The sequence below is a fragment of the Kitasatospora sp. NPDC001683 genome (assembly GCF_053596495.1).
Window position 1 is genome coordinate 1 of the sequence record NZ_JBSFGK010000038.1, and the last position, 22,876, is coordinate 22,876.

Genomic DNA, 22,876 nt, shown 5'->3' on the forward strand with positions numbered 1-22,876 from the left:
GCACGCGGATGATGGGGGCACCTCCCGGCCGAAGGCTGGGGGAGGCTCCCGCAACATCCGCCACCGCGCGGCTGATGCGTGGCAGCGGGGCGCAGCCAACCGCCCCAGCGCGGCGTAGAACGCCGCGCAGGACGAGGTGACCACCGGTGGGGCGACTCATCGGGCACATGGTTAACCTCAAGCCGGGTCCTTCAGGGCCGGGTAGTTGACAGCTGGAACGGTATTGAGCCGGTACCCCCGGACGCACGGTTCGGGGACGGGCTTCACACCTTCGAGCGAAGCGGACCCTGTTCCGGCCGGTGGACGTGTGCGAAGTGCTCCGCGTCCCAGTTGCCGCCCAGCTCAGGCGCCAGGGACGAGAGCGCGAGTGCCGCGAAGTCGTCGGCTGCGCCCGCTCGTTCCGGCAGGGCGCCGAGCAGCGGGGCGCCGGCCGAGCGCGGCAGGTCGGCGAGGTTGCAGCGTTCGGCGAGGCCGGGGGCGCTCGGCCAGGAGCCGACCAGGACGCCGGCCAGCGGGAGTTCGCGGGCCGTGAGGGCCTCCGCCGTGAGCGCGACGATGTTGAGGGTGCCGAGCCCGGCGGAGGCGATCAGCAGTACCTCGGCCGGGAGGCCGGCGTCGAGGACGGCCCGGGCCTGGTCGGCCAGCGTACGGCCCTGGTCGTCGTAGCGGACCAGCAGGCCGCCCGCGCCCTCGACCAGCACCAGGTCGTGGGTGGCGGCCAGTTCGGCGACCGCCGTCGCCACCTCGGCGGGGGCGAGGTACGGCAGCCCGGCCCGCCGGGCGGCGGTGTCGGGTGCCAGCGGCTCCGGGTAGCGTACGAGCTCACGGATCGTCAGTTCACCGGCCAGGCGCGCGACTTCGTCCGCGTCGCCGGGTTCGCCCGGTCCGACGCCGGTCTGCCCGGGCTTGAGGACGGCGACCTTCCGCCCGGCCTGCAGTGCCGCCGAGGCGACGGCCGCCGTGGCGACGGTCTTGCCGACGTCGGTGTTGGTGCCCGTCACGAACAGGATGCGCGCGTTCATCCGGCCACCGCCGCGGCGGTCACGGCGGCGGTGATCCGCGCGATGTCCTCGTCCTGGGAGACGTACGGGGGCATGGTGTAGACGAGGTCCCGGAACGGCCGCAGCCAGACGCCCTCGCGGGCCGCCGCCTCGGTCGCCGCCGGGACGTCCACCGGGTGGTCCAACTGCACGACGCCGATGGCTCCTTGGACCCGTACGTCGCGCACGCCCGGAACGTCCCGGGCAGCCGTGAGCCCCTCGACCAGCCCGGTCTCGATGCGCTTGACCTCCACCGCCCAGTCCTGCCCGAGCAGCAGGTCCAGCGAGGCGTTGGCGGCCGCGCAGGCCAGCGGGTTGCCCATGAAGGTCGGGCCGTGGGCGAGGACCGGCATCTCGCCCCGGCTGATCCCGTCGGCGATCTCGCTGGTGCACAGCGCGGCGGCGAGGGTCAGGTACCCGCCGGTGAGGGCCTTGCCCAGGCACATCACGTCGGGGGAGAGGCCCGCGTGGTCGGCGGCGAACAGTGCGCCGCTGCGGCCGAAGCCGGTGGCGATCTCGTCGAAGACCAGCAACACCCCGTACCGGTCGCAGAGTTCGCGCAGCATCCGCAGGTAGGCGGGGGAGTGGAACTGCATCCCGCCGGCGCCCTGGACCACCGGTTCGACGATGACGGCCGCCAGCTCGTCCGCGTGACGCTCCATCAACTCCTCGAAACGGGCGGCGTATTCGGCGTCGAGCGGGGCGTCGAAGCCGGTCGGCGGCTGGGGCGCGAAGAGCTGCCCGGGCAGCACCCCGCCCCACAGGTGGTGCATCCCGCCGTCCGGGTCGCAGACCGACATCGGGTGGAAGGTGTCGCCGTGGTAGCCGCCGCGCCAGGTGAGCAGCCGGCGCTTCTCCGGCCGCCCGGTCGACTGCCAGTACTGCAGGCACATCTTCATGGCGACCTCGACCGCCACCGAGCCGGAGTCGGCGAGGAATACGTGCTGCAGCGGCTCCGGGGTGATCTCCACCAGCCGGGCGGCCAGCCGGACGGCCGGCTCGTGGGTGAGCCCGCCGAACATCACGTGGCTCATCCGTCCCAGCTGCTCGCGCACCGCCTCGTCCAGCACCGGGTGCCGGTAGCCGTGGATGGCCGCCCACCAGGACGACATCCCGTCGACCAGCTCGCGCCGCCCGTCCGCGACGGGCTCGGCGAGGCGGAGTCTGACGCCCGAGGCGGATTCGACCACGTACGGGGTGACGGTGCCGGGCATCGGCCCGTACGGGTGCCAGACGTGCGCCCGGTCGAGGGCGAGCAGCGTGTCCGCGGACAGCTGGGACATGGTGAGTTCTCCCCGGTGGTCAGGCGTTGGGGGCGAGTTCGGTGCCGGCGCCGCGGCGGCGGACCTTGACCAGGTCGCTGCGCAGCTCGTCGTCCGCACCCTGCTCGACCGGCGCGGGCTCCGAGTGGGAGTGCCCGCCGCACGGGCCGCAGCCGCCGCCGCTGCCGCAGGCCGAGGCCGCCGTCCCGCAGGAGCCGGACGCGGCCGACGCGATGTCCGCGCGGTGGCGCGGCAGGGTGGCCTCGCCGGCGCCCTCGACCTCGAAGCCGGCGTCCTTGATCATGTCGAGGTCGGCCTGACCGGCCTGGCCCTCGCTGGTGAGGTAGTCGCCGAGGAAGATCGAGTTGGCGATGTGCAGCCCGAGCGGCTGCATCGAGCGCAGGTGCACCTCGCGGCCGCCGGCGATCCGCACCTCGGTGTCGGGGTTGACGAAGCGGACCATCGCCAGGATGCGCAGGCAGCGCTGCGGGGTGAGGTTCCACTCCTTGGCGAGCGGGGTGCCCTCGAAGGGGATCAGGAAGTTGACCGGGACGGAGTCCGAGCCGAGCTCGCGCAGCGCGAACACCACGTCGACCAGGTCCTCGTCGCTCTCGCCCATGCCGGCGATCAGGCCGGAGCAGGCGGACAGCCCGGCGCCGTGGGCCTTCTGCACGGTGTCCACCCGGTCCGCGTAGGTGTGGGTGGTGGCGATGTCGCCGTAGGTGCCCTCGGAGGTGTTGAGGTTGTGGTTGTAGGCGTCGGCGCCGGCCGCCTTGAGCCGCTCGGCCTGGTTGTCGGAGAGCAGGCCGAGGCACACGCAGATCTCGACCTCGGGGTCGGCGTCCTTGATGGCGGCCATGGTGTCGGTGACCCGGTCGATGTCACGGTCCGTCGGGCCGCGGCCGCTGGCGACCAGGCAGACCCGCTTGGCGCCGCCGGCCACCCCGGCACGGGCGGCGTCGGCGGCCTGCTCCGGCTTGAGCCAGGTGTACTTGAGGATCTCGGCCTTGGACCCCAGCCGCTGGGAGCAGTAGGAGCAGTCCTCGGGGCAGAGCCCGCTCTTCAGGTTCACCAGGTAGTTGAGCTTGACCCGGCGGCCGAACCAGCGGCGGCGCACCTTGCCGGCGGCGGCCACCACGTCGAGCAGCTCGTCGTCGGTGGTGGAGAGGACGGCCAGGGCCTCCTCGCGGGTCGGGACTTCGCCGCGCAGGCCCTTGCTGGTGAGGGTATCGAGCAGATCCATGGGCCGATCCTGCCTGCTGGCGCTCGAATGACGCCAGAGCAAACCCACCAGAAGATCCCCGGAAGGATGTGCCGATTGCCACAGTGTCGAAGCTCACGGCGTCGGCGCTGGTCACGCGCTTGACGGGGGTCGGGGAGGACGGTTACCGGCGGGTAGCGAAGTGGCGTGCGGGGCGAAGATCGACAACCCCCGACCCCGTGATCCAGGCCACCCGGAGGGTGCTTAGAATCTGCGCCATGACCACGCAGGGGGAGCGCACCCCGACTCCGGGAGAGGGCCAGGACGGCCGGGCAGGACAGCGGACCGGCGCGGGCGCCGCGGGCACTTCGGCCGAGGCCACTGCGGCCGGGAGCACCGCGGCCGACGGTACCGCGCGCAGCAGGCGCGGCCGGCGGCTGACCGGCCGCCGGGCGGTCGGCTGGGTCGTCGTGGTGGGCGTGGTCGTGGCCGGCGGATGGATCATCACCCGCCCGACGCCCGGCGACTACATACCCGGCCTCGGCCCCTCCACCAAGGACTCCGCCCGCACGCCCCCGGTGGTGGGCGCCCCGCCGCCGACCACCGACCCCGAGGCCCTCAACGCCGACAACCTCTTCCCCGCCCAGCGCACGGTCGAGGCCATCGGCTACAAGGCCCGGCGCAACGGCATCCGGCAGGGCGAGCAGTGCGACGAGGTGCTCCAGGACCGCACCCAGGAACTGCTCCGGGACAGCGGCTGTCGGGCCTATCTGACGGTCAGCTTCACCGGTGTCGACCACCCGGTGCTGAGCAGCGTCACCCTGCTGCGCTTCACCGACCAGTCCGCCGCCGCCAAGGCCGCCGAGGCCCTGCGCGCCAAGCCCGGCGCGGTCGCCTTCATCCTCGCCGACACCAACATCGCGCCCGCCCCCTCCGCCGGCAGCGCCAAGCCGGGCAGCGAGCCGCGGATCGAGGCGGTCGGCCACTACGTGACCGTCACCAGCTCCCGTCCCGGCGACGCCCACCAGGCCGGCACCGCCACCCCGGGCACCCCCGGCGCCACCACCCCGACGCCGACCGCCTCGGGCACCGGCGGCGAGCCGAACCTGGACGAGGCCACCCGGGCGCTGTCCTACGCGGCGGGCCAGCCGTTCGTCTGGATGTGACGGACGGCCAGGGGCCCGGCGCAACTCGTCGCGCCGGGCCCCTTTTGGCGGAAGGTCAGCCCCCGAGCCGGTCCACCGCGGTCACCCGCAGCACCGCCCGGCCCTCCTCGTCCGAGCCGTACAGGTCGACCTCGGCGCTGATGCCCCAGTCGTGGTCGCCCTCCGGGTCGTCGAAGATCTGCCGGACCTTCCAGGCGGAGTCCTCCTCCTCGATGATCAGCATCTTGGGGCCGCGCGCGTCCGGGCCGGTGCCCAGGTCGTCGTACTCGTCCCAGTAGCCGTCCATGGCGTCCGCCCAGCGGTCCGCGTCCCAGCCGTACTCGCCGTCCAGCTCGCCGAGCTCGTCCCAGTGCTCCAGCGCGCACAGCTCGACCCGGCGGAACATCTCGTTGCGCACCAGCACCCGGAAGGCGCGGGCGTTGGCGGTGACCGGAGCCGGCTTGTCGTCCAGGGTGACCTCGGCGGCCTGCGGCTCGGTCGGGTTGGCCAGCTGCTCCCACTCGTCCAGCAGGCTGGAGTCGACCTGGCGGACCAGCTCGCCGAGCCAGGCGATGACGTCCTTCAGGTCGTCGGTCTTCACGTCCTCGGGGACGGTCTGCTCCAGCGCCTTGTACGCCCCGGCCAGGTAGCGCAGCACGATGCCCTCGGTGCGCGCCAGCTCGTAGAAGCCGACGTAGTCCGTGAAGGTCATCGCCCGCTCGTACAGGTCCCGCACCACGGACTTCGGCTGGAGCTGGTGGTCGCCGATCCACGGGTGCGCCCGGCGGTACACCTCGTACGCGTGGGTGAGCAGTTCCTCCAGCGGCTTCGGGTAGGTGATCTCCTGGAGCCGCTCCATCCGCTCCTCGTACTCGATGCCGTCCCGCTTCATCTCGCCGACGGCCTCGCCGCGCGCCTTGTTCTGCTGCGAGGCGAGGATCTGGCGCGGGTCGTCGAGGGTCGCCTCGACGACGGAGACGACGTCCATCGCGTAGGACGGCGAGGTCGGGTCGAGCAGCTCGAAGGCGGCCAGCGCGAAGGTGGACAGCGGCTGGTTGAGCGCGAAGTTCTCCTGGAGGTCCAGGGTGAGGCGGACGATCCGGCCCTCGGCGTCCGGCTCCGGCAGCCGCTCCACCACGCCGCCCTCCAGCAGCGAGCGGTAGATGGCGATCGCGGTGCGGATGTGCCGGCGCTGGGCGGACCTGTCCTCGTGGTTGTCGGTGAGCAGCTTGCGCATCGCCTCGAAGGCGTTGCCCGGGCGGCCGATCACCGACAGCAGCATCGCGTGGCTCACCTTGAACCGGGAGACCAGCGGCTCCGGGTCGGCGGCGATCAGCTTGTCGAAGGTCTCCTCGGTCCAGCCGACGAAGCCCTCCGGCGCCTTCTTCCGCACCACCTTGCGCTTCTTCTTCGGATCGTCCCCGGCCTTGGCGATCGCCTTGTCGTTCTCGATCACGTGCTCCGGCGCCTGGGCGACCACCTGGCCCACGGTGTCGAAGCCGGCCCGGCCCGCGCGCCCGGCGATCTGGTGGAACTCGCGGGCGCGCAGGATGCGCACGCGCTGTCCGTCGTACTTCGACAGGGCGGTGAACAGCACCGTGCGGATCGGCACGTTGACGCCGACGCCGAGCGTGTCGGTGCCGCAGATCACCTTCAACAGGCCCGCCTGGGCGAGGCGTTCGACCAGCCGACGGTACTTCGGCAGCATGCCCGCGTGGTGCACGCCGATGCCGTGGCGCACGTAACGGGACAGGTTGCGACCGAACTTGGTGGTGAACCGGAAGTTGCCGATCAGCTCGGCGATGGCGTCCTTCTCCGCCTTCGAGCACATGTTGATGCTCATCAGCGACTGCGCCCGCTCCACCGCCTCCTTCTGCGTGAAGTGCACGACGTAGACCGGCGCCTGGCCGGTCTGCAGCAGCTCCTCCAGGGTGTCGTGCAGGGTGGTGCGGCGGTACTCGTAGAACAGCGGCACCGGGCGGGTCGCGTTGCGCACCACCGTGGTCGGGCGGCCGGTGCGGCGGGTCAGGTCCTCCTCGAAGCGGCGGACGTCACCGAGCGTCGCGGACATCAGCAGGAACTGCGCCTGCGGCAGCTCCAGCAGCGGGATCTGCCAGGCCCAGCCGCGGTCCGGCTCGGCGTAGAAGTGGAACTCGTCCATCACCACCTGGCCGATGTCCGCCCGCGCACCGTCCCGCAGCGCGATCTGCGCCAGCACCTCGGCCGTGCAGCAGATGATCGGCGCGGTCGGGTTCACGCTCGCGTCGCCGGTCATCATGCCGACCTGCTCGGTGCCGAACATCTTCACCAGGTCGAAGAACTTCTCCGACACCAGCGCCTTGATCGGCGCCGTGTAGAACGTCCGCTGCCCCTCCGCCAGCGCCGCGAAGTGCGCCCCCGCCGCCACCAGGCTCTTGCCCGAGCCGGTCGGCGTCGCCAGGATCACGTTGTTCCCGGACACCAGCTCGATCAGCGCCTCCTCCTGCGCCGGGTACAGCGTGATCCCACGCTCCTCCGCCCAGGCTGCGAACGTCTCGTACAGCGCGTCGGGGGTGGCGGGCTTCGGCATCAGATCAAGGAGGGTCACCCGGCTATCTTGCCTGCTCGCCGCCACCCCGGGCAAAGCCCGCGATCACGCGACGGGAACGGTCGGGGCGGTGGAGACGAGCTGGGGGGTGTTGGCGCACCTGTACGCGCCCGGGGCGGCCCGCGCGATCTTCAGGGCGACATCGGCGTACGTCTGCCGGATCCTGGCACGGGGCGAGGTGGAGACCCAGGGCTCGCCTTCGACGGAGACCTGGACGTACGCCGGGTCGGCCTCGCCCTTACGGAGCTCCGCCGGCAGCTGGTAGCCGTCGCATCGGACGTACAACCGCACCCGGGGAGACTTGTCGCCGCCCGCGTCGGCCACCCAGCCCACTGTGTCGGGGCCGAAGTCCAGCGGCGTGGTGCGACCGGCCTCCCGGGTGTCCTTCTGCCGGTCGGCGTCGATCCCGTCGTAGGCGGGGGAGACGGTTGCCGACAGAAGGACGTCGGCCGTTCTGTGCTGCCCGGCCCACCAGACTTCGCACTTGCCGTACCGGTCGCCGTTGACCGGGGCCGACGGGGTTGCCATCCGGTCCTGGCGGGCGCCCTCGTAGCCACGGCCGTCCGGGCCCGCGAGCACCTTGAGCTCGTCCTTGGTGACCTGGGACCAGCAGGCGCTCTGCGGCAGCTCCACCTCCTGCCACGGCTTCCACGCCCACAACCCGCCGCCCACGGCCGCCGCCGCCACGAGGGCGACGGCGGCGTGCCAGGGGCGGACCCGGGACCGGCGCCGGGGCGGGTCGTCCGGGGACGGCGGGATGATGTGGGCGACGTCAGCCATGTCTCAATGCTCTCGGTGGGCCTGGGGTGTGGCGTTCGGGGTCTACTTCTTGGGGAACGCGGTTCCGAAGGAGTCCCTGCCGCTGCCGTAGCCGGTGTTCTCCTCCTGCGCGGCCCGTCGGGCCACGTCGTCGATGTAGTTCGGGTCGGCGCCCGTATTGCGGCCGGCGTCGCGGACTGCGTTGATGATCGCCTGCTGGGCGTTGGTCTCGGCGTTCTGCTTCGCCGTGACGGCCTCGTCGCTCGCGGCGTCGTGGGTGTCGACCTTGTAGCCGGCGGCAACGTTGTCCATGATCTGGTTGGCCACGTAGTCGACGCCCTCGCCGATCAGGGGGGCCCTCTCCTTGATCGCGTCGCCGGCGAACGACCAGAGCTGGCCGGCGAGTTCCCGCTTGGTGTCGATGGCGCCGTTGAACTGGGCGTCGCTGGCGGTGTGCTTGTCGTAGATCGCGTCGACCATGGCGCTGGTGATCAGGCCGTTGACCTGGCCGGCCGGCTTGGCGATGTTCTCGATCGCCACGGCCAGGTCCTTGTGCAGCTCGGGGTGGGCCAGCACGTCCTGGATCTGGGCAGTGGTGTAGGCCTGCTGCCCGGCAGCGATCGAGGCGTAGGCGTCCGGGTTCCGGCCGAGCGTGCCCAGCAGTCGCTCGACCTCGCCCGCCTTGAACAGGTGCGAGTTGGAGCCCGGCCCTTCCAGGGCGCCCTGGATGTCGCCCATGTAGTTGGCGGTCATGTTGCCGAGGCTGCCGTTGAGGTTCGCGAACCGTCCCCCGTTGAGGGCGTCCGGACCGTCGCCGGTGCCGAACCTGGTCACGACTTGTTGCATGACGGCGTTCATGTCGCTGGTGTGCGGAGGGAACTTGCCGTGCACGTCGTCGTACGCCCGGCCGGTGGTGGCGGCCTCGAGGGCGTGGCCGAGGGAGGTGACGTCGAAGGGGTCGGCGGTGCCCGGGTTCGGCCGGGGCGGGTACTGCTGGTCGAGCAGGAGAGAGCGGGTGCCGTTGTCGGTGAGGGTCTTGAGGTAGGTGTTCGCGCCGCCGGTGCTCTTGACCGTGCCGTCCGGGTTGTAGGTGGTCGCCGGATCGTGGAAGAACTTGGTGGCCGCCTCGGGGCTGTGACCGAGGCCTTCCAGGACGGCGGACATCGGGTTGATGCCGCGCAGGTTCCCGTCCTTGTCGGGCACGCCGATGAACTTGAGCTCGGTGAACGGGTAGGTGGCCTTGGTGGCCGCGTCCCAGCGCATCGGGTTCTCTTCGGTGAGCTGGGTGACGTGCTCCGCGATCGGGTTGATGAAGTGCGGGTCGTACTTCCCGTTGCGCAACAGGTTGGCCATGATCTGGTAGCCGTACGGGCTGTGCGCCGGGTCGGCGCCCGCCGGGACGGGGATCTGCTTGGCACCGGCCGCGCGCAGCTTGGTCTCCCAGTCGTCCGAGACGTGCAGCGGCTGCTTGGTGTCGGTCGCGGTGGCCAGGGTGAGGCCCAGGTCCTTTTGGATGCCCTTGATCGCGGCGGAGCGGGCCGGACTGTTGGCGTAGTCCCCGCTCTGCGCCATGGCACCGTACTTCGACAGGAAGGTCGCCGGGTCCTGGTTGCCGTAGAAGGAGGTGGCGAAGCGCGGGTCGCTGTTGTGGTGGTCCAGGATGCTCTGGAGGTGCTTGAGTTGGGCGTCGCTGGCCTTGTCGCCGAGGCTGAGGATGTAGGTGGCCGCCTTGGCCTCCTCCTCCGGGATGCCGCCGGCCGGATTGGCGTTGAAGGCGGTGCCGTCACTGCCGGTGTCGTCGCCCAGGGCCCTGGCAGCGTCGAGGTCGGCCTCGGTGGCGCGGTCGATCGCGTCGCCGATGGCCTTGGCCGCCGAATCGGCCTTGGCCTTCCAGCTCTTGCCGTAGTCCGGGTCGCGCTTGTCCTCCTCGGTCGTGGGCGCGGGCCAGCTCACCGCGCCCTCGCTGTTGACGGTGAGGCCGACCGTGGTGGCGTTGTGCACGGCATTGGTGAGGTCCTGCTTGGCGGCCGTGATCTCGGTGTGGGCGTCCCGAAGGGCCTTGGCCAGCGCTGAGGCCTCCTCGAAGGCGGCGTGGATCTGGTCGCGGGCCCAGGTGAGCTTGGCGTTGGCGAGGCCGGCGGCGTCACCGTGCCAGCCGGACTGCGTGATGGTGCCGATGACCTCGTTCTGCATCCGCTGGGTGAGGTCCCACTTGCGGACCAGGGCCTCGAAGTCGCCCGCCGCCGAGTTGAGGCTGCTGAGGTCGACCTGCTGGAGCTGGCTGAATGTCACCATGATCGTACTGCTTTCCCCCGTGCGCGGTGCTAGCTCTTGGCGCTCTGCGGCTTGTTGAAGCTGGCGTGGATGTCGGACTCGGTCTGGATGTACGCCTGCGCGGTGGTCTGGAGGTTGGTGCCGATATCTCCGACCGTCCCCTTCAGGGCGTCGGCCTGGGTGGACCACGTTGCCCAGGATGCGGGGAGTACGGTGCCGAGGGCCCAGCCCTTGAGCGCACCGGCGGCGGCGGTCACGTGCTCGCCAGGTTGGTCGCACTCGGACTTGACGGAGTCCCGCAGGGAGAAGGCGTTCTGGGCGGCCTGCTGGAGCACGCCGGTGTTGACCGTGACGGTCTTCCCGCCGCCGGCCGGATTCAGCGAGACCGGGGCGGCGTTGGCGCCGGCCAGGTCCGGAAACCGCTTCTTCGCTTCTTCGGTCAGATTGCCCTTGTCGTCGAAGAGCCACGGGTTCATTCGACGCTCGAACTCAAGGTCTGTCACTTCTTGCCCCCAGGTGAAGAACGACGTGGAGTGTATCGAAAATATTGTCGAGTCATTGGGGGTGGCTGCAGAGCTGTCGAATTCAGTCGAAGTGACAGAGTTTCGGTGTCTGGGATCTGTAATTCAAATGAATTCAAGATGAACGCCACAAAAACAGCACGCCGGGGCTGTGCCGAGTCGCACATTGATCGGGGCTCGGGAGGCGTGTCAGAGTGCCGGGCATGGTCAACTCTCTCGCCTCCCAGACCCGCCCCGCCGCCGCGCCGGCCCCGGCGGACGTCTTCGACTGGCTCGACGAGGCCGCCGCGTTGCGCGCCGACGCCGGGCTGACCCGTACGTTGCGCAGCCGGGCGGCGGAGGATCCGGTGCTGGACCTGGCCGGGAACGACTACCTGGGGCTGACCAGGCACCCGGTGGTGACCCGGGCGGCGGGGGAGGCGGCGCTGCGGTGGGGCGGGGGTGCGACGGGGTCGCGGCTGGTGACCGGGACGACCGCGCTGCACACCGAACTGGAGGAGGAGCTCGCGGAGTTCTGCGGGGTGGAGGCCGCGCTGGTGTTCTCCTCCGGGTACACGGCGAACCTGGCCGCGCTCACCGCGCTGACCGACCCGGACACCCTGATCGTCTCCGACGCCTACAACCACGCCTCGCTGATCGACGGCTGCCGCCTCGCCCGCGCCGACGTGCACCGGGCCCCGCACAGCGACCCGGCGGCGGTCGCCGAGGTGCTGGCCGGGCGGGCGCAGCGGCGGGCGCTGGTGGTCACCGACTCGGTGTTCTCGGTGGACGGGGACGCGGCGCCACTGCGCGGGCTGTCCGAGGCCGTCCGGGCGCACGGCGCCGCGCTGCTGGTGGACGACGCCCACGGGCTGGGCGTGCTCGGCCCCGGCGGGCGCGGCGCGCTGGCGGCGGCCGGGCTGGCCGGGCAGCCGGACACCGTCGCCACCGTGACGCTGTCCAAGTCGCTCGGTTCGCAGGGCGGCGCGGTGCTCGGCCCGCGCCGGGTGATCCAGCACCTGACCGAGACCGCCCGCACCTTCATCTTCGACACCGGTCTGGCCCCGGCAGCCGCCGGCGCCGCCCTCGCCGCCCTGCGGCTGCTGCGGGCCGAGCCGGAGCGCGCCGAGCGGGCCCGCGAGGTCGCCCGCAGCCTCGCCGCCCGGCTCACCGCCGCCGGTCTGCGGGCCTGCGAGCCGGACGCGGCCGTGGTCTCGGTCCGCGCCCCGGGCCCGGAGGCCGCCGTCGCCTGGGCCGCCGACTGCCGCCGGGCGGGCCTCGCGGTCGGTTGCTTCCGGCCCCCGTCCGTCCCGGACGGCGTCTCCCGGCTGCGCCTGACCGCCCGCGGGGACCTCACCGACGCGCAGATCGCGGACGCCGTCCGGATCATCGCCGAGCTGGCCCCGGCGGGTGCGCGGAGTGAATAGCCGCTCGGCGGCAGGGGCCGGCTGTCGGGCAGGATGGCGGGATGGCTGATCTGCGCTGGGGTGACGTGGCGTACATGTTCGACCCGAGCGACGGGGCGACGCTGCCGGACGTGGTCGTCGACGGCACCACGGCGGCCGACTGGCAGGCGGTGCTCGACCTCGTCGTGGAGCGCGGCTGGGCGTATGAGTACCGGGAAGGCGATGTGGCACTGCCGCTTCCGGCGGCCGAGGCCGTGCTGGCGCGCCCGGACGACGCGGAGTGCCCGAGCCTGCTGGTGTGGCCGACCGCCGACCTGTGCGCGATCTTCCGTTTCTACGCGGCCGAGGCGATCGACTTCGACGTCTCGCTCTGGGAGCTCCAGGGGCAGGAGCGGCTGGAGGCCTTCTGCGGGTTCCTGGCGGCGGTCGGGCGGCGGCTGGGCAAGGCGGTGGTGATGTACGCCGAGGGTGGCTACGACGCGTTCCCGATGATCGGTTTCGACGCGGCTGCCGACGGGGTCGTGCTCATGCGCGAGGAGCCGCCGGCCCCATGACCGGCGGCCGCCACTCGCCGGGAGGGGCCCTGCGGGGGCAGGATGGCGGGATGGCTGATCTGCTGTGGGACGACCACGCCGCATGGCTGATCGATCCGGTGCGGGACGGCTGGTTGCCGCAGAGGTGGGTCGCGGACACCACCGTGGCGGACTGGCAGGCCCTGCTCGACCTGGTGGTAGAGCGGGGCTGGGCCCCCACGTTCGTCGTGGGCTGCTTCGAGCTGCCGCTGCCCCGGGCCGAGGAGGTGCTGTTCCGGCCCGGCCCCGCGCAGCCGGTGCTGAGCGTGCGGCCGGGCCCGGAGGTCGGGGTGGTGTTCCGGTTCCGCAGTGCGGAGCGGATCGACTTCGACGTCGATGTCGCCCAACTCCGCGGCCAGGCAGGGCTGGACGCGTTGTGCGGGTTCCTGGCCGCGGTCGGGCGGCGGTTGGGCAGGTCCGTGCCGACGCATACCGAGGGCGGCGGTGCGCCCTTCCTCGGGTACGACCTCGAAGCCGACCGGGTCCTGGTGCGATGAGACGCTACGGCTGCCCCACCACCAGCAGCGCCTCCGCGCCGACCGGCCGGTAGCCGGCCGCCTGGAAGGCGCGGACGCTGGGGGCGTTGCCGGGGGCCTGTTGCGCCCAGACGGGCTCGCCGGGGGACAGGTGGCGGGCGGCGGTGGCGAGGGCGCGGCCCAGGCCGCGGCCCTGGGCGTGCGGGTCCACCTCGATGGCGGTCTCCCACCGGCCCGCCACGCCGCGGCCGAGGATCAGCACGCCGCCGTCGGCCTCGTACACCCGGACATCCTCGCGGTAGCGCAACGCCCTGACCACGCGCGGGTGTTCGCGGTCCTCGACCGGGGTGAGCGGCAGCGGCGGCTCGCCGGGCAGGGGGTCGGCGACGGAGAGCAGATCGATGTTGTTGACGGTGCGGCCGGTGCGCTCGGCGAAGGCGCTGAGGAAAGGCGGGCAGAGCGGTGCGGACAGCGGGTCGCCGGGGTCGGCGGCGAGGACGGCGTGCACCCAGTCCGGGTCCTGGTCGGTGAACACCACGGCGTGTGCGGCGAAGGCGATCACCCCGGCCTCGTGCGGCGAGGGCTGCGGCAGCACCGTCACCGTGCCGTCCGGTGGCGGGAACACCCCGCCCGCCGCGTCCGCCAGGATCTCCGCCAGCCCCCGCACACCCATGCCCGCTCCCTCCCGAAGAATCGTCCGGCCCAGTTGATCACCGGTTGCGGCGATACGCCAACAGGTACCGCCAGAACAGCAGTCGGCGCACCCGGAACCCCGGCAGGTGCTGCGCCGCGTACGCCCGGATCTCGGGGAGCGAGGTCTTCGGCATCGTGACCGGGGCCTGCACGCGGCTCGGCGGGGCGCCGCGCTCGCGCAGGTGGACGACGAGCCGGCACAGCGCGTTCACCGGCACCGCCGCCAGGCTGATCAGCCGGTCCCCGGGCGTGGTCTCCCGGTAGCAGCCCAGCACGACCAGCACCCCGCCGGGCGCCAGGGCGTCGCGCAGCCGGGCGAGGGTGTCGAGCGGCAGATGGTGGAGGCTGGCCAGGCTGGAGATGAAGTCGTAGTGACCGGGCGGCAGTTCGAGCGTGGTGAGGTCCGCCTGCCGGTACCGGATCCGTGAGGAGTCACCGCGCGACTGCGCGGCGGTGATCACGACGGTGTCGCGGTCGACGGCGTCCACCTCGAGACCGCGCCGGGCGAGCGCCCGGGCGAAGGTGCCGGTGCCGCAGCCGACGTCCAGGGCGCGGCGGGCGCCGGGCGGCAAGGAGCGCAGCAGTAACCGGTGGTAGTGGTCGTTGTGGTCGAAGGGCATCCGGTCAGCCTAGGGCCTGTCCTTCTTGCGAGCCCGGCTCGGCTGGACCCGGGTCGGTTCGCCCGCCGCCTTCGGGTGGTCGGGCGGGTACGGGAGTTCGCCGAGGCCCTCGTCGTGCAGCTGCTTCTGGTACAGCTCCAGCACGCCGTCCAGCCGGTAGGCGTGGTCGTCCATCTCCGCGTTGAGGTCGCCGAGTTCGGCGAAGCGGGCGGGCACCGTCCGCAGGTCGAAGTCCTCCGGGGCGGCGTCGTCCAGCTCCTCCCAGCGCAGCGGGGTGGAGGCGGTGGCGCGGGGGCGGGCGCGCAGGGAGTAGGCGGAGGCGATGGTGCGGTCGCGGGCCATCTGGTTGTAGTCGACGAAGATCCGTTCGCCGCGCTCCTCCTTCCACCAGGCGGTGGTGACCCTCCCGGGCATCCGCTGTTCCAGCAGCCGCCCGAGGGCGATCACGGCGTGCCGGCCGTCGGTGAAGGTCCACTCGGGCACCAGCGGGACGTAGACGTGCAGGCCGCGCCCGCCGGAGGACTTGGGCCAGCCGCGCAGCCCGTGCTCCTCGAGCAGGGCGCGCAGCTCGTGGGCGGCGTGGACGGCGTCGCGGAAGTCGGTACCGGGCTGGGGGTCGAGGTCGATGCGCAGCTCGTCGACGTGGTCGGTGTCGGTGCGCCGGACCGGCCAGGGGTGGAAGGTGAGGCAGCCCAGGTTGGCGGCCCACAGCACGGCGGCCGGTTCGGTGGGGCAGATCTCGTCGGCGGAGCGGCCGCTGGGGAAGTCGATCCGGGCGGTGGGCAGCCAGTCCGGCAGGCCCTTGGGTGCTCGTTTCTGGTAGAAGAACTCGCCGTCGACCCCGTCCGGGAAGCGCTGGAGGGTGGTGGGCCGGTCGCGCAGTCCGCGCAGCACCCCGTCGGCGACGGCCAGGTAGTACTGCGCGACGTCCAGCTTGGTGAGGCCGCGCTCGGGGTAGTACACCTTGTCCGGGTTCGACAGCCGGACGGTGCGCCCGGCGACTTCGAGTTCGACGGCGGAGCCCATGCCCCTCACCGTAAGGGCGCGGCGCCCGGCGCGCGCCCCGAGCCCGTTGGCCCGAGTCTGGGACTCATGGACCTGCCCGTGATGCCGCCGGTGGAGCCGATGCTCGCCAAGTCGGTGGCCAAGATCCCGCCGGGGATGCAGTACGAGGCCAAGTGGGACGGCTTCCGCACGATCGTGTTCCGCGACGGCGACGAGGTGGAGCTCGGCAGCCGCACCGGCAAGCCGCTGACCAGGTACTTCCCCGAGCTGGTGGAGGCCTTCCGGCGGGAGCTGCCGCCGCGCTGCGTGCTGGACGGCGAGGTGGTGATCGCCCGGGAGGGGCGGCTGCGCTTCGAGGAGCTGCTGGAGCGGATCCATCCGGCGGCGAGCCGGGTGAAGCTGCTCGCCGAGCAGACGCCCGCCTCCTTCGTCGCCTTCGACCTGCTCGCCCTCGGTGACGACTCGCTCGTCGACGAGCCGCTCTCGGTGCGCCGCCCGGCGCTCGAGGCGGCGCTGGCCGGGGTAGCGGACCCGGTCTTCACCGCCCCCGCCTCCACCGACCGCGACGTCGCCGAGAGCTGGTTCGCCGAGTACGAGGGCGCCGGGCTGGACGGGGTGGTGGCCAAGCCGCTGGACCAGCCGTACCGGCCGGGCGAGCGGACCATGTACAAGATCAAGCACGAGCGCACCGCCGACTGCGTGGTGGCCGGCTACCGCGAGCACAAGAGCGGCCCGGTGGTCGGCTCGCTGCTGCTCGGCCTCCACGACGAGCAGGGCAAGCTCCAGCACGTCGGCGTCTGCGCGGCCTTCCCGATGGCCCGCCGCCGCGAACTGGTCGAGGAACTGGCCCCGCTCAGGATGGACGACCTCTCCCAACACCCGTGGGGCGCCTGGGCGGAGGAGGCCGCGCACGCCGAGGGCCGGCTGCCGGGGGCGGTCAGCCGCTGGACCGGCGGCAAGGACCTGTCCTGGATCGCGCTGCGCCCGGAGCGGGTGGTCGAGGTGGCGTACGACCACATGGAGGGCAGCCGTTTCCGGCACACCGCGCAGTTCCGCCGCTGGCGGCCGGACCGCACGCCGGAGAGCTGCACCTACGAGCAGCTGGAGGAGCCGGTCTCATACGACCTCGGCCAGGTGCTGGGGATCTGACGGGACGCAGCCGGAGGCCCGACCCGGGGCAACGGGTCGGGCCTCCGGCGCAGCGCCAGGCGGTCAGGACCGCACGGTGGCGGGGGAGGTGCCGGACGGGAGCGAGGGCGATCCGCTGCCCGAGGCGCCGGTCGACGGGGAGCCGGCCGACGGGGAGCCGGAGGCCGAGCCCGGAGCCGAGGGCGCGGGGGTCGCCGGCGGGACGGAGTAGACGTTCTTCGGCGAGACGATCTTGGTGATCTCGTTCGCGAACAGCGACGAAGGCTCCGAACCCTGGTACAGCACATCGGTGTTGAGCAGCAGCACCAAGGTGCTCTGGGCGTCCGGCAGGTAGACGGCCACGCTCTCGTAGCCCGGCATCGAGCCGTTGTGCCCGATCCAGCCGTTGTTGTTGAACAGCCCGAAGCCGTAGCTGACGCCCGGGTCGCCGGTCGGCAGGGTCTTCAGTCGCTCGGCCTGGCTGGCCGGACTGATGATCCCGCCGGTGGCCACGGTCTTGGCCCAGCTCTCCAGGTCGGCGAGCTGGGTGATGACCGCCCCGGCGGTCCACGCCCAGGACGGGTTCCAGTTGGTGGCGTCCTGGATCGACCCGTCGGGCGTCTGGTTGGTGTAGCCGTGGGCGTGCGGGTCGGGGAGGGTCCCGTCGGTGGGGAAGCTGGTCTTGGCGAGCGAGGCCGGCGAGAACACCTGGGTCTTCAGGAAGTCGCCGGCCGACTGCCCGCCGACCTTCTCGATCAGCTTGCCCAGCAGGATGTAGTTGCTGTTGTTGTACTGGAACTTGGTGCCGGGCGGGAAGACGGCGGGGTGCTTGTAGCCGTAGGCGAGCAGCTGGTCCGGGGTGAACACGTGCTGCGGGTCGCTGATCAGGTCGTTGACGAAGTCCGGGTCGGAGCTGTACGGGAACAGCCCGCTGCGCATGTCGCCGAGCTGGCGGACGGTGATCCCGTCGCCGCCGGGGACGCCGTCGACGTACTTGGAGATCGGGTCGTCCAGGGCCACCTTGCCCTGGTCCACCAGGCGCAGCACGGCTGTCGCCGTGTAGGTCTTGGTCTCGCTGCCGATCCGGGTGAAGAGCCCCGGGTCCATCGGCGTCCCGGCGGACTTGTCGGCGACGCCGAAGGACTTCTGGTACGTGCCGCCGGGCGTGATCAGCCCGACCGAGACGCCGGGGACGGAGGCCTGGCTCATCACCCGCTGGATCGCGGCGTCCAGCCGGGAGGTGACGTCGGGGGTCAGCGGCACCACCGCGCCGGAGGAGGCGTTCCCCGGGCTCGGCGAGGCGGTCGCCGAGGAGCTGGGCGAGGGGCTGAGCGCGGCGGGTTCGGCGATGACCGCCGGGTCGGCGGCCCGCGGGGCGGGCTTCGAGTCGCCGGAGCAGGCCGCGGTGGCGAGCAGGCCGGTCAGGGCCAGGGCGGCGGCGGTCGCGCGGCCGGCGGTGTGGACAGCGGCCGGGCGCGGCCGTCGGGGCTTGGTCATGGGTCGAGGCGCCTCTCTGGGGCGAAGGGCCCTTTGCTGAAACGGGCCCCGGAGCGCCTGCTCCACGGGGCCGCAGGGGAGCGTCGCCACCGTAAGCACCGCCGTCGGGGGCCCGCGCGCCGGTGGCGGCCCGGCTGGCCCGAACGGGCCCGACCCCCACCCGGGTGGCCGCTCCCGCTGGCGGCTCCTTGTCAAGTACCCGGGTGCGACGGCCGGTTGGTGTCGCCGCCGATGCCCCGCGCTCGGCCGGACGGGTGAGCACCGGCATGCCGCGACCGCCCTCGGCCCCAGCTCGGGCACGATCGTTTAGCCCAGCTGTGGCCGCCCTTAAGAATTCCTCGATGGACCGCACCCCCTCCCACCAGGCAGATTTCTGCCTGCCGGAGCGTGCCCGTCAGGAGCGGCCGAACCGCGCCCTCGGCCTCGCCCGCACCCGGAGGCCGTCCCCCGATCCGCACGTCAGGAGCCGTCGCCCGTGAAGGCACTCGTCAAGCACAACGCCGAGCCCGGGCTCTGGCTGATGGACGTCCCCAAGCCCGAGATCGGCCCCGGCGAGGTGCTGATCAAGGTGCTGCGGACCGGCATCTGCGGCACCGACCTGCACATCCGCAAGTGGGACGGCTGGGCGCAGCAGACCATCAAGACCCCGCTCGTCCTCGGTCACGAGTTCGTCGGCGAGGTCGCCGAGCTGGGCGCCGGCGTCGCGGACATCGCGATCGGCGACCTGGTCAGCGGCGAGGGCCACCTGGTCTGCGGCAAGTGCCGCAACTGCCTGGCCGGCCGCCGCCACCTGTGCCGCAACACCATCGGCCTGGGCGTCAACCGCGACGGCGCCTTCGCCGAGTACGTGGCGCTGCCCGCCTCCAACGTCTGGGTGCACCGGGTGCCGGTCGACCTCGACGTGGCCGCGATCTTCGACCCCTTCGGCAACGCCGTGCACACCGCGCTGTCCTTCCCGCTGGTCGGCGAGGACGTGCTGGTCACCGGCGCCGGCCCGATCGGCATCATGGCCGCCGCGGTCGCCAAGCACGCCGGCGCCCGCAACGTGATGATCACCGACGTCTCCCCGTACCGCCTCGACCTGGCCCGCCAGGTCGGCGTGACGCTGGCACTCAACGTCGCCGAGCACACCATCGAGGAGGGCCAGCAGAAGCTGGGCCTGCGCGAGGGCTTCGACGTCGGCCTGGAGATGTCCGGCCGCCCCGAGGCGATGCAGTCGATGATCGCCAACATGACCCACGGCGGGAAGATCGCCATGCTGGGCCTGCCCGCCGACGACTTCGCCGTCGACTGGGCGCGCATCGTCACCTCGATGATCACCATCAAGGGCATCTACGGCCGCGAGATGTTCGAGACCTGGTACGCGATGTCCGTGCTGCTGGAGGGCGGCCTGGACCTCAGCCCGGTGATCACCGGCCGCTACGCCGCCACCGACTTCGAGGCCGCCTTCGACGACGCCGCGAGCGGCAACTGCGGCAAGATCATCCTCGACTGGACCGCCTGAGCACCCCGCTGACGCCAAAGGAGCCTGTTGTGTTCGACAACGTGCGCGCCGACATCGCCGCCACCCTCGACGAGATCCGCGAGGCCGGCCTGTTCAAGCCGGAGCGGGTCATCGGCACCCCGCAGAGCGCCGCGGTCACCGTCACCGGTGGCGGCCGCCCGGGCGAGGTGCTCAACTTCTGCGCCAACAACTACCTCGGCCTGGCCGACCACCCCGAGGTGCTCGCCGCGGCGAAGGACGCGCTGGACCGCTGGGGCTACGGCATGGCCTCGGTCCGCTTCATCTGCGGCACCCAGGACGTGCACAAGGAGCTCGAGGACCGCCTCTCGGCCTTCCTCGGCCAGGAGGACACCATCCTCTACTCCTCGTGCTTCGACGCCAACGGCGGCGTCTTCGAGACCCTGCTGGACGACCGCGACGCCGTCATCTCCGACGCGCTCAACCACGCCAGCATCATCGACGGCATCCGGCTCAGCAAGGCCCGCCGCCACCGCTACGCCAACCGCGACCTGGCCGACCTGGAGCAGCAGCTCAAGGAGACCCAGGACGCCCGCCGCCGTCTGATCGTCACCGACGGCGTCTTCTCGATGGACGGCTACGTCGCCCCGCTGCGCGAGATCTGCGACCTGGCCGACCGCTACGACGCCATGGTCATGGTCGACGACTCGCACGCCGTCGGCTTCGTCGGCGCCGGCGGCCGCGGCACCCCCGAACTGCACGGCGTGATGGACCGGGTGGACATCATCACCGGCACCCTGGGCAAGGCGCTCGGCGGCGCCTCCGGCGGCTACGTCGCCGCCCGCCGTGAGATCGTCGCCCTGCTGCGCCAGCGCTCCCGCCCGTACCTGTTCTCCAACTCGCTGGCCCCGGTGATCGCGGCCGCCTCGCTGAAGGTGCTCGACCTGGTCGAGCAGTCCAACGAGCTGCGCGAGAAGCTGGCGGCCAACACCGCGCTGTTCCGCACCAAGATGACCGAGGCCGGCTTCGAGATCCTGCCGGGCGACCACCCGATCGCCCCGGTGATGATCGGCGACGCGGCCAAGGCCGGGCGGCTCGCCGAACTCCTGCTGGAGCGCGGCGTGTACGTGATCGGCTTCTCCTACCCGGTCGTCCCGCACGGCCAGGCCCGGATCCGGGTGCAGCTGTCCGCCGCGCACTCCACCGAGGACGTCGAGCGCGCCGTCGCCGCCTTCGTGGACGCGCGCGCCGCGCTGGGGGAGTGACCGCCCGATAGACCGCCCGCGGGCCGGACCGCTCGGAACCGGACCGGCCCGCGGGCTCACAATCTCCGTGCGGCGGTGGCGAAATCGATTCACCCCCCGCCGCACGGTCACCAACCACCTGCCCCACCCTCCCGCTTCGGGGGTGGGACGCCGGCCCGCACCGGCGTCCCACCCCCGTTCGCGGTTCCGGTGCCACTGCACGTTACCGGCCAGTAATTTGGCTGATCATCACCTCCCCCGAGCCGCCGTCAGATCGTTAGGCTCGCCGCGATCACATCGGGTGAACAGAAGGAGCAGAGCGTGATGGCACGACCCCACCGGACTGGCGGTCACCGGGCAGTGAGCGCGGTCCTCGTCGCGGCACTCGGGCTCGGCGCGGGGGCGGTGGTGGCCCAACCCGCCGTCGCGGCACCGGTGTTGAGTGCTGCACCGGCGGCGTTCGGCGGCTTCCGGCTGGCGGACATCACCGCCGCGGACGGGGTCGTCCTCAAGGCCGACGTGTTCATCCCGCCCGCCGGGACGCCGGGCGCGGATGCCCAGGGTCGCTACCCGGTGGTGGTGCAGCCGGCGAGCTGGGGGCAGAACGACCTGGAGTACGTCGCCCAGGGGCACCGCTTCGCCGCCGCCGGGTACGTCGTCGTGACGTACACCGTGCGCGGCTTCTGGGGTTCGGGCGGGGAGGTGGACGTCGCCGGGCCCAAGGACGTCGCCGACATCTCGACGGTGATCGACTGGGCGCTCGCCCACACCCCGGCGGACCCCGACCGGGTCGGCATGATCGGACTGTCGCTCGGCGGCGGCCTCACCCTCCTCGGAGCCGCGTTCGACCCGCGGATCAAGGCCGTCGCCTCGCTGAGCGGCTGGGCCGACCTGACCGACGCGCTGTACAGCGGGCAGACCCGGCACACCTCCGCCGCCACCAGGCTGGCCACGATCGAGGGCCTGACCGGCCGCAAGAGCCCGGAGTTCGCGACCGCCCTGGACGACCTGTTCGCCGACCGCGACCTGCCCGAGGTGGTCAAGTGGGCGAACGTCCGCTCGCCCGCCACCTACCTGGACCGGATCAACGCCAACGGCACCGCCGTCTACCTCGCCAACGGCTGGAGCGACAGCTTCTTCAACCCCGGCCAGATGACCGACTTCTACCAGAAGCTCACCGTCCCCAAGCGCCTCGAACTGCGCCCGGGCGACCACGCCAGCCAGGAGTTCACCGGCCTGCTCGGCTTCTCCAACGCCACCTGGGACGGTGCCCGGGCCTGGCTCGACCGGTACCTCAAGGGATCGGGCGGTCTCAAGGGCACCGCCGGCGCCCGCGACGGAGTCGACCTGGAGGTCCGCCCGACCGGCGCCCACGAGGCGTACCCGGACTGGAGCTCCGTCAACTCCCGTACCGAGCAACTGACCTTCGGCGAAACCTCCACCGTCCGCGGCGACGAGCCCTCCGGCGCGAGCGGCGGCGTCGTGCTGCTCTCCGGCCTGGTCGACCAGTGGCTGCACCAGCCGCCGACCACCCTGGTGCCCCTGCTCGACCGCGACGCCGCGGCCGTCCGGCGGTCGCAGCCGTACTGGAAGGGCCTCTCCGTGCGCGGAGCCGCCCGGGTGCACACCACCGTCACCGCCTCCGCGCCCCAGGGCACGGCCGTCGCGTACCTCTACGACACGGACGCCCTCGGCGTCGGCCGCCTGATCGCGCACGCCCCGCAGAGCTGGAGCGGACGGCAGGCGGGCCGGTCCTTCCCGCTGGACGTGACGCTGTTCCCCGCCGCGTACGACCTGCCGGCCGGCCACCGGCTCACGCTCGTGCTCGGTACCCATGACGACCTGTACGGCGGCGAGACACCGAAGGGCAGCACGGTGACCTTCGGTCCGGCGGACGTCTCGCTGCCGGTCCGCTGACGTTCGCCTCCCAGCACGGCCCGCCCGGCTGCTCGGGCGGGCCGTGGGTCAACAGCTGGGATGGATTCGATCGGCATCTACGTCAACT

General features: G+C 72.2%; 19 protein-coding genes. 8 read left to right on the top strand and 11 right to left on the bottom strand.

From position 1 onward, the window contains the following. Positions 1–263: 263 nt before the first annotated feature. From bioD to bioB, 3 genes are read right to left on the bottom strand one after another with little or no spacing between them, the layout of a single operon-like run. Positions 264–1,022 carry a dethiobiotin synthase gene (gene bioD, locus ACWCYO_RS21195; RefSeq protein WP_449785083.1) on the bottom strand — a complete coding sequence of 253 codons (759 nt, stop codon included), beginning with the start codon at positions 1,020–1,022 and terminating at the stop codon, positions 264–266. Then, entirely contained in the window at positions 1,019–2,323 is a 1,305-nt protein-coding gene (locus ACWCYO_RS21200; protein ID WP_449785084.1) for an adenosylmethionine--8-amino-7-oxononanoate transaminase, read from the bottom strand. The genes bioD and ACWCYO_RS21200 overlap by 4 nt, the downstream gene beginning before the upstream one ends. 19 nt (positions 2,324–2,342) lie before the next feature. Beyond that, positions 2,343–3,545 carry a biotin synthase BioB gene (gene bioB / locus ACWCYO_RS21205; RefSeq protein ID WP_449785085.1) on the bottom strand — a complete coding sequence of 401 codons (1,203 nt, stop codon included), beginning with the start codon at positions 3,543–3,545 and terminating at the stop codon, positions 2,343–2,345. A gap of 236 nt (positions 3,546–3,781) precedes the next feature. Here bioB and ACWCYO_RS21210 point away from each other — a divergent pair, with 236 nt between their 5' ends. Beyond that, the gene (locus ACWCYO_RS21210; RefSeq protein ID WP_449785086.1) at positions 3,782–4,669 is read left to right on the top strand and encodes a hypothetical protein; all 888 of its coding nucleotides are present in this window, start codon (positions 3,782–3,784) and stop codon (positions 4,667–4,669) included. A 55-nt stretch (positions 4,670–4,724) separates the two neighbouring features. Here ACWCYO_RS21210 and ACWCYO_RS21215 read toward each other — a convergent pair whose 3' ends face one another. The 4 genes from ACWCYO_RS21215 to ACWCYO_RS21230 all read right to left on the bottom strand — a co-directional run bounded on the left by ACWCYO_RS21215 (position 4,725) and on the right by ACWCYO_RS21230 (position 10,744). Next, positions 4,725–7,217, bottom strand: coding sequence for a DEAD/DEAH box helicase (locus ACWCYO_RS21215; protein ID WP_449785110.1), 2,493 nt, complete (start codon positions 7,215–7,217; stop codon positions 4,725–4,727). Between the two features lie 63 nt (positions 7,218–7,280). After that, positions 7,281–8,015, bottom strand: a complete 735-nt coding sequence (locus ACWCYO_RS21220) for a hypothetical protein (protein WP_449785087.1) — start codon at positions 8,013–8,015, stop codon at positions 7,281–7,283. Positions 8,016–8,057: 42 nt separating this feature from the next. Then, positions 8,058–10,289: a hypothetical protein gene (locus ACWCYO_RS21225; RefSeq protein WP_449785088.1), complete on the bottom strand. Its 2,232-nt coding sequence runs from the start codon at positions 10,287–10,289 to the stop codon at positions 8,058–8,060. 29 nt (positions 10,290–10,318) lie between these two features. Further along, complete coding sequence (locus ACWCYO_RS21230; RefSeq protein WP_270149195.1) at positions 10,319–10,744, bottom strand: WXG100 family type VII secretion target; 426 nt, start codon at positions 10,742–10,744, stop codon at positions 10,319–10,321. 248 nt (positions 10,745–10,992) lie between these two features. On the opposite strand from ACWCYO_RS21230, the gene ACWCYO_RS21235 reads away from it, so the two are divergent. From ACWCYO_RS21235 to ACWCYO_RS21245, 3 genes are read left to right on the top strand one after another with little or no spacing between them, the layout of a single operon-like run. Further along, a complete protein-coding gene (locus ACWCYO_RS21235; RefSeq protein ID WP_449785089.1) occupies positions 10,993–12,195 on the top strand; it encodes an 8-amino-7-oxononanoate synthase in 1,203 nt (400 codons plus the stop codon). 41 nt (positions 12,196–12,236) lie between these two features. Continuing rightward, positions 12,237–12,728: a hypothetical protein gene (locus ACWCYO_RS21240; RefSeq protein WP_449785090.1), complete on the top strand. Its 492-nt coding sequence runs from the start codon at positions 12,237–12,239 to the stop codon at positions 12,726–12,728. 50 nt (positions 12,729–12,778) lie between these two features. After that, on the top strand, positions 12,779–13,243 hold the full coding sequence (locus ACWCYO_RS21245; protein ID WP_449785091.1) for a hypothetical protein: 465 nt from the start codon (positions 12,779–12,781) through the stop codon (positions 13,241–13,243). A 4-nt stretch (positions 13,244–13,247) separates the two neighbouring features. On the opposite strand, the gene ACWCYO_RS21250 is transcribed toward ACWCYO_RS21245, so the two are convergent. Genes ACWCYO_RS21250 through ligD form a run of 3 tightly spaced genes read right to left on the bottom strand, consistent with a single transcriptional unit; the run spans position 13,248 to position 15,561 of the window. Further along, positions 13,248–13,895 (bottom strand): N-acetyltransferase family protein, encoded by a 648-nt coding sequence (locus ACWCYO_RS21250; protein WP_449785092.1) that lies wholly within the window; start codon positions 13,893–13,895, stop codon positions 13,248–13,250. Positions 13,896–13,932: 37 nt separating this feature from the next. After that, on the bottom strand, positions 13,933–14,535 hold the full coding sequence (locus ACWCYO_RS21255) for a class I SAM-dependent methyltransferase (RefSeq protein WP_449785093.1): 603 nt from the start codon (positions 14,533–14,535) through the stop codon (positions 13,933–13,935). A 9-nt stretch (positions 14,536–14,544) separates the two neighbouring features. Continuing rightward, positions 14,545–15,561 (bottom strand): non-homologous end-joining DNA ligase, encoded by a 1,017-nt coding sequence (ligD, locus tag ACWCYO_RS21260; RefSeq protein ID WP_449785094.1) that lies wholly within the window; start codon positions 15,559–15,561, stop codon positions 14,545–14,547. A 66-nt stretch (positions 15,562–15,627) separates the two neighbouring features. Here ligD and ACWCYO_RS21265 point away from each other — a divergent pair, with 66 nt between their 5' ends. Then, positions 15,628–16,689, top strand: coding sequence for an ATP-dependent DNA ligase (locus ACWCYO_RS21265; protein WP_449785095.1), 1,062 nt, complete (start codon positions 15,628–15,630; stop codon positions 16,687–16,689). 63 nt (positions 16,690–16,752) lie between these two features. Here ACWCYO_RS21265 and ACWCYO_RS21270 read toward each other — a convergent pair whose 3' ends face one another. Then, positions 16,753–18,165, bottom strand: coding sequence for a serine hydrolase domain-containing protein (locus ACWCYO_RS21270; RefSeq protein WP_449785096.1), 1,413 nt, complete (start codon positions 18,163–18,165; stop codon positions 16,753–16,755). A 475-nt stretch (positions 18,166–18,640) separates the two neighbouring features. On the opposite strand from ACWCYO_RS21270, the gene tdh reads away from it, so the two are divergent. From tdh to ACWCYO_RS21285, 3 genes are all read left to right on the top strand, one after another. Then, entirely contained in the window at positions 18,641–19,669 is a 1,029-nt protein-coding gene (gene tdh, locus ACWCYO_RS21275; RefSeq protein WP_270149213.1) for an L-threonine 3-dehydrogenase, read from the top strand. Positions 19,670–19,698: 29 nt separating this feature from the next. After that, positions 19,699–20,892 carry a glycine C-acetyltransferase gene (locus tag ACWCYO_RS21280; protein WP_270149214.1) on the top strand — a complete coding sequence of 398 codons (1,194 nt, stop codon included), beginning with the start codon at positions 19,699–19,701 and terminating at the stop codon, positions 20,890–20,892. Positions 20,893–21,195: 303 nt separating this feature from the next. Continuing rightward, complete coding sequence (locus ACWCYO_RS21285) at positions 21,196–22,788, top strand: CocE/NonD family hydrolase (RefSeq protein ID WP_270149216.1); 1,593 nt, start codon at positions 21,196–21,198, stop codon at positions 22,786–22,788. Positions 22,789–22,876 lie beyond the last annotated feature (88 nt).

Bases quoted from the DNA above. Each gene is read 5' to 3' on its own strand.
- bioD (WP_449785083.1), bottom strand. From the start codon at position 1,022: ATGAACGCGCGCATCCTGTTCGTGACGGGCACCAACACCGACGTCGGC.
- ACWCYO_RS21270 (WP_449785096.1), bottom strand. From the start codon at position 18,165: ATGACCAAGCCCCGACGGCCGCGCCCGGCCGCTGTCCACACCGCCGGC.
- ACWCYO_RS21210 (WP_449785086.1), top strand. From the start codon at position 3,782: ATGACCACGCAGGGGGAGCGCACCCCGACTCCGGGAGAGGGCCAGGAC.
- ACWCYO_RS21245 (WP_449785091.1), top strand. From the start codon at position 12,779: ATGGCTGATCTGCTGTGGGACGACCACGCCGCATGGCTGATCGATCCG.
- ACWCYO_RS21235 (WP_449785089.1), top strand. From the start codon at position 10,993: ATGGTCAACTCTCTCGCCTCCCAGACCCGCCCCGCCGCCGCGCCGGCC.
- bioB (WP_449785085.1), bottom strand. From the start codon at position 3,545: ATGGATCTGCTCGATACCCTCACCAGCAAGGGCCTGCGCGGCGAAGTC.
- ACWCYO_RS21240 (WP_449785090.1), top strand. From the start codon at position 12,237: ATGGCTGATCTGCGCTGGGGTGACGTGGCGTACATGTTCGACCCGAGC.
- ACWCYO_RS21225 (WP_449785088.1), bottom strand. From the start codon at position 10,289: ATGGTGACATTCAGCCAGCTCCAGCAGGTCGACCTCAGCAGCCTCAAC.
- ACWCYO_RS21200 (WP_449785084.1), bottom strand. From the start codon at position 2,323: ATGTCCCAGCTGTCCGCGGACACGCTGCTCGCCCTCGACCGGGCGCAC.
- ACWCYO_RS21255 (WP_449785093.1), bottom strand. From the start codon at position 14,535: ATGCCCTTCGACCACAACGACCACTACCACCGGTTACTGCTGCGCTCC.
- ligD (WP_449785094.1), bottom strand. From the start codon at position 15,561: ATGGGCTCCGCCGTCGAACTCGAAGTCGCCGGGCGCACCGTCCGGCTG.
- ACWCYO_RS21230 (WP_270149195.1), bottom strand. From the start codon at position 10,744: ATGAACCCGTGGCTCTTCGACGACAAGGGCAATCTGACCGAAGAAGCG.
- ACWCYO_RS21220 (WP_449785087.1), bottom strand. From the start codon at position 8,015: ATGGCTGACGTCGCCCACATCATCCCGCCGTCCCCGGACGACCCGCCC.
- ACWCYO_RS21285 (WP_270149216.1), top strand. From the start codon at position 21,196: ATGGCACGACCCCACCGGACTGGCGGTCACCGGGCAGTGAGCGCGGTC.
- ACWCYO_RS21215 (WP_449785110.1), bottom strand. From the start codon at position 7,217: ATGCCGAAGCCCGCCACCCCCGACGCGCTGTACGAGACGTTCGCAGCC.
- ACWCYO_RS21250 (WP_449785092.1), bottom strand. From the start codon at position 13,895: ATGGGTGTGCGGGGGCTGGCGGAGATCCTGGCGGACGCGGCGGGCGGG.
- ACWCYO_RS21265 (WP_449785095.1), top strand. From the start codon at position 15,628: ATGGACCTGCCCGTGATGCCGCCGGTGGAGCCGATGCTCGCCAAGTCG.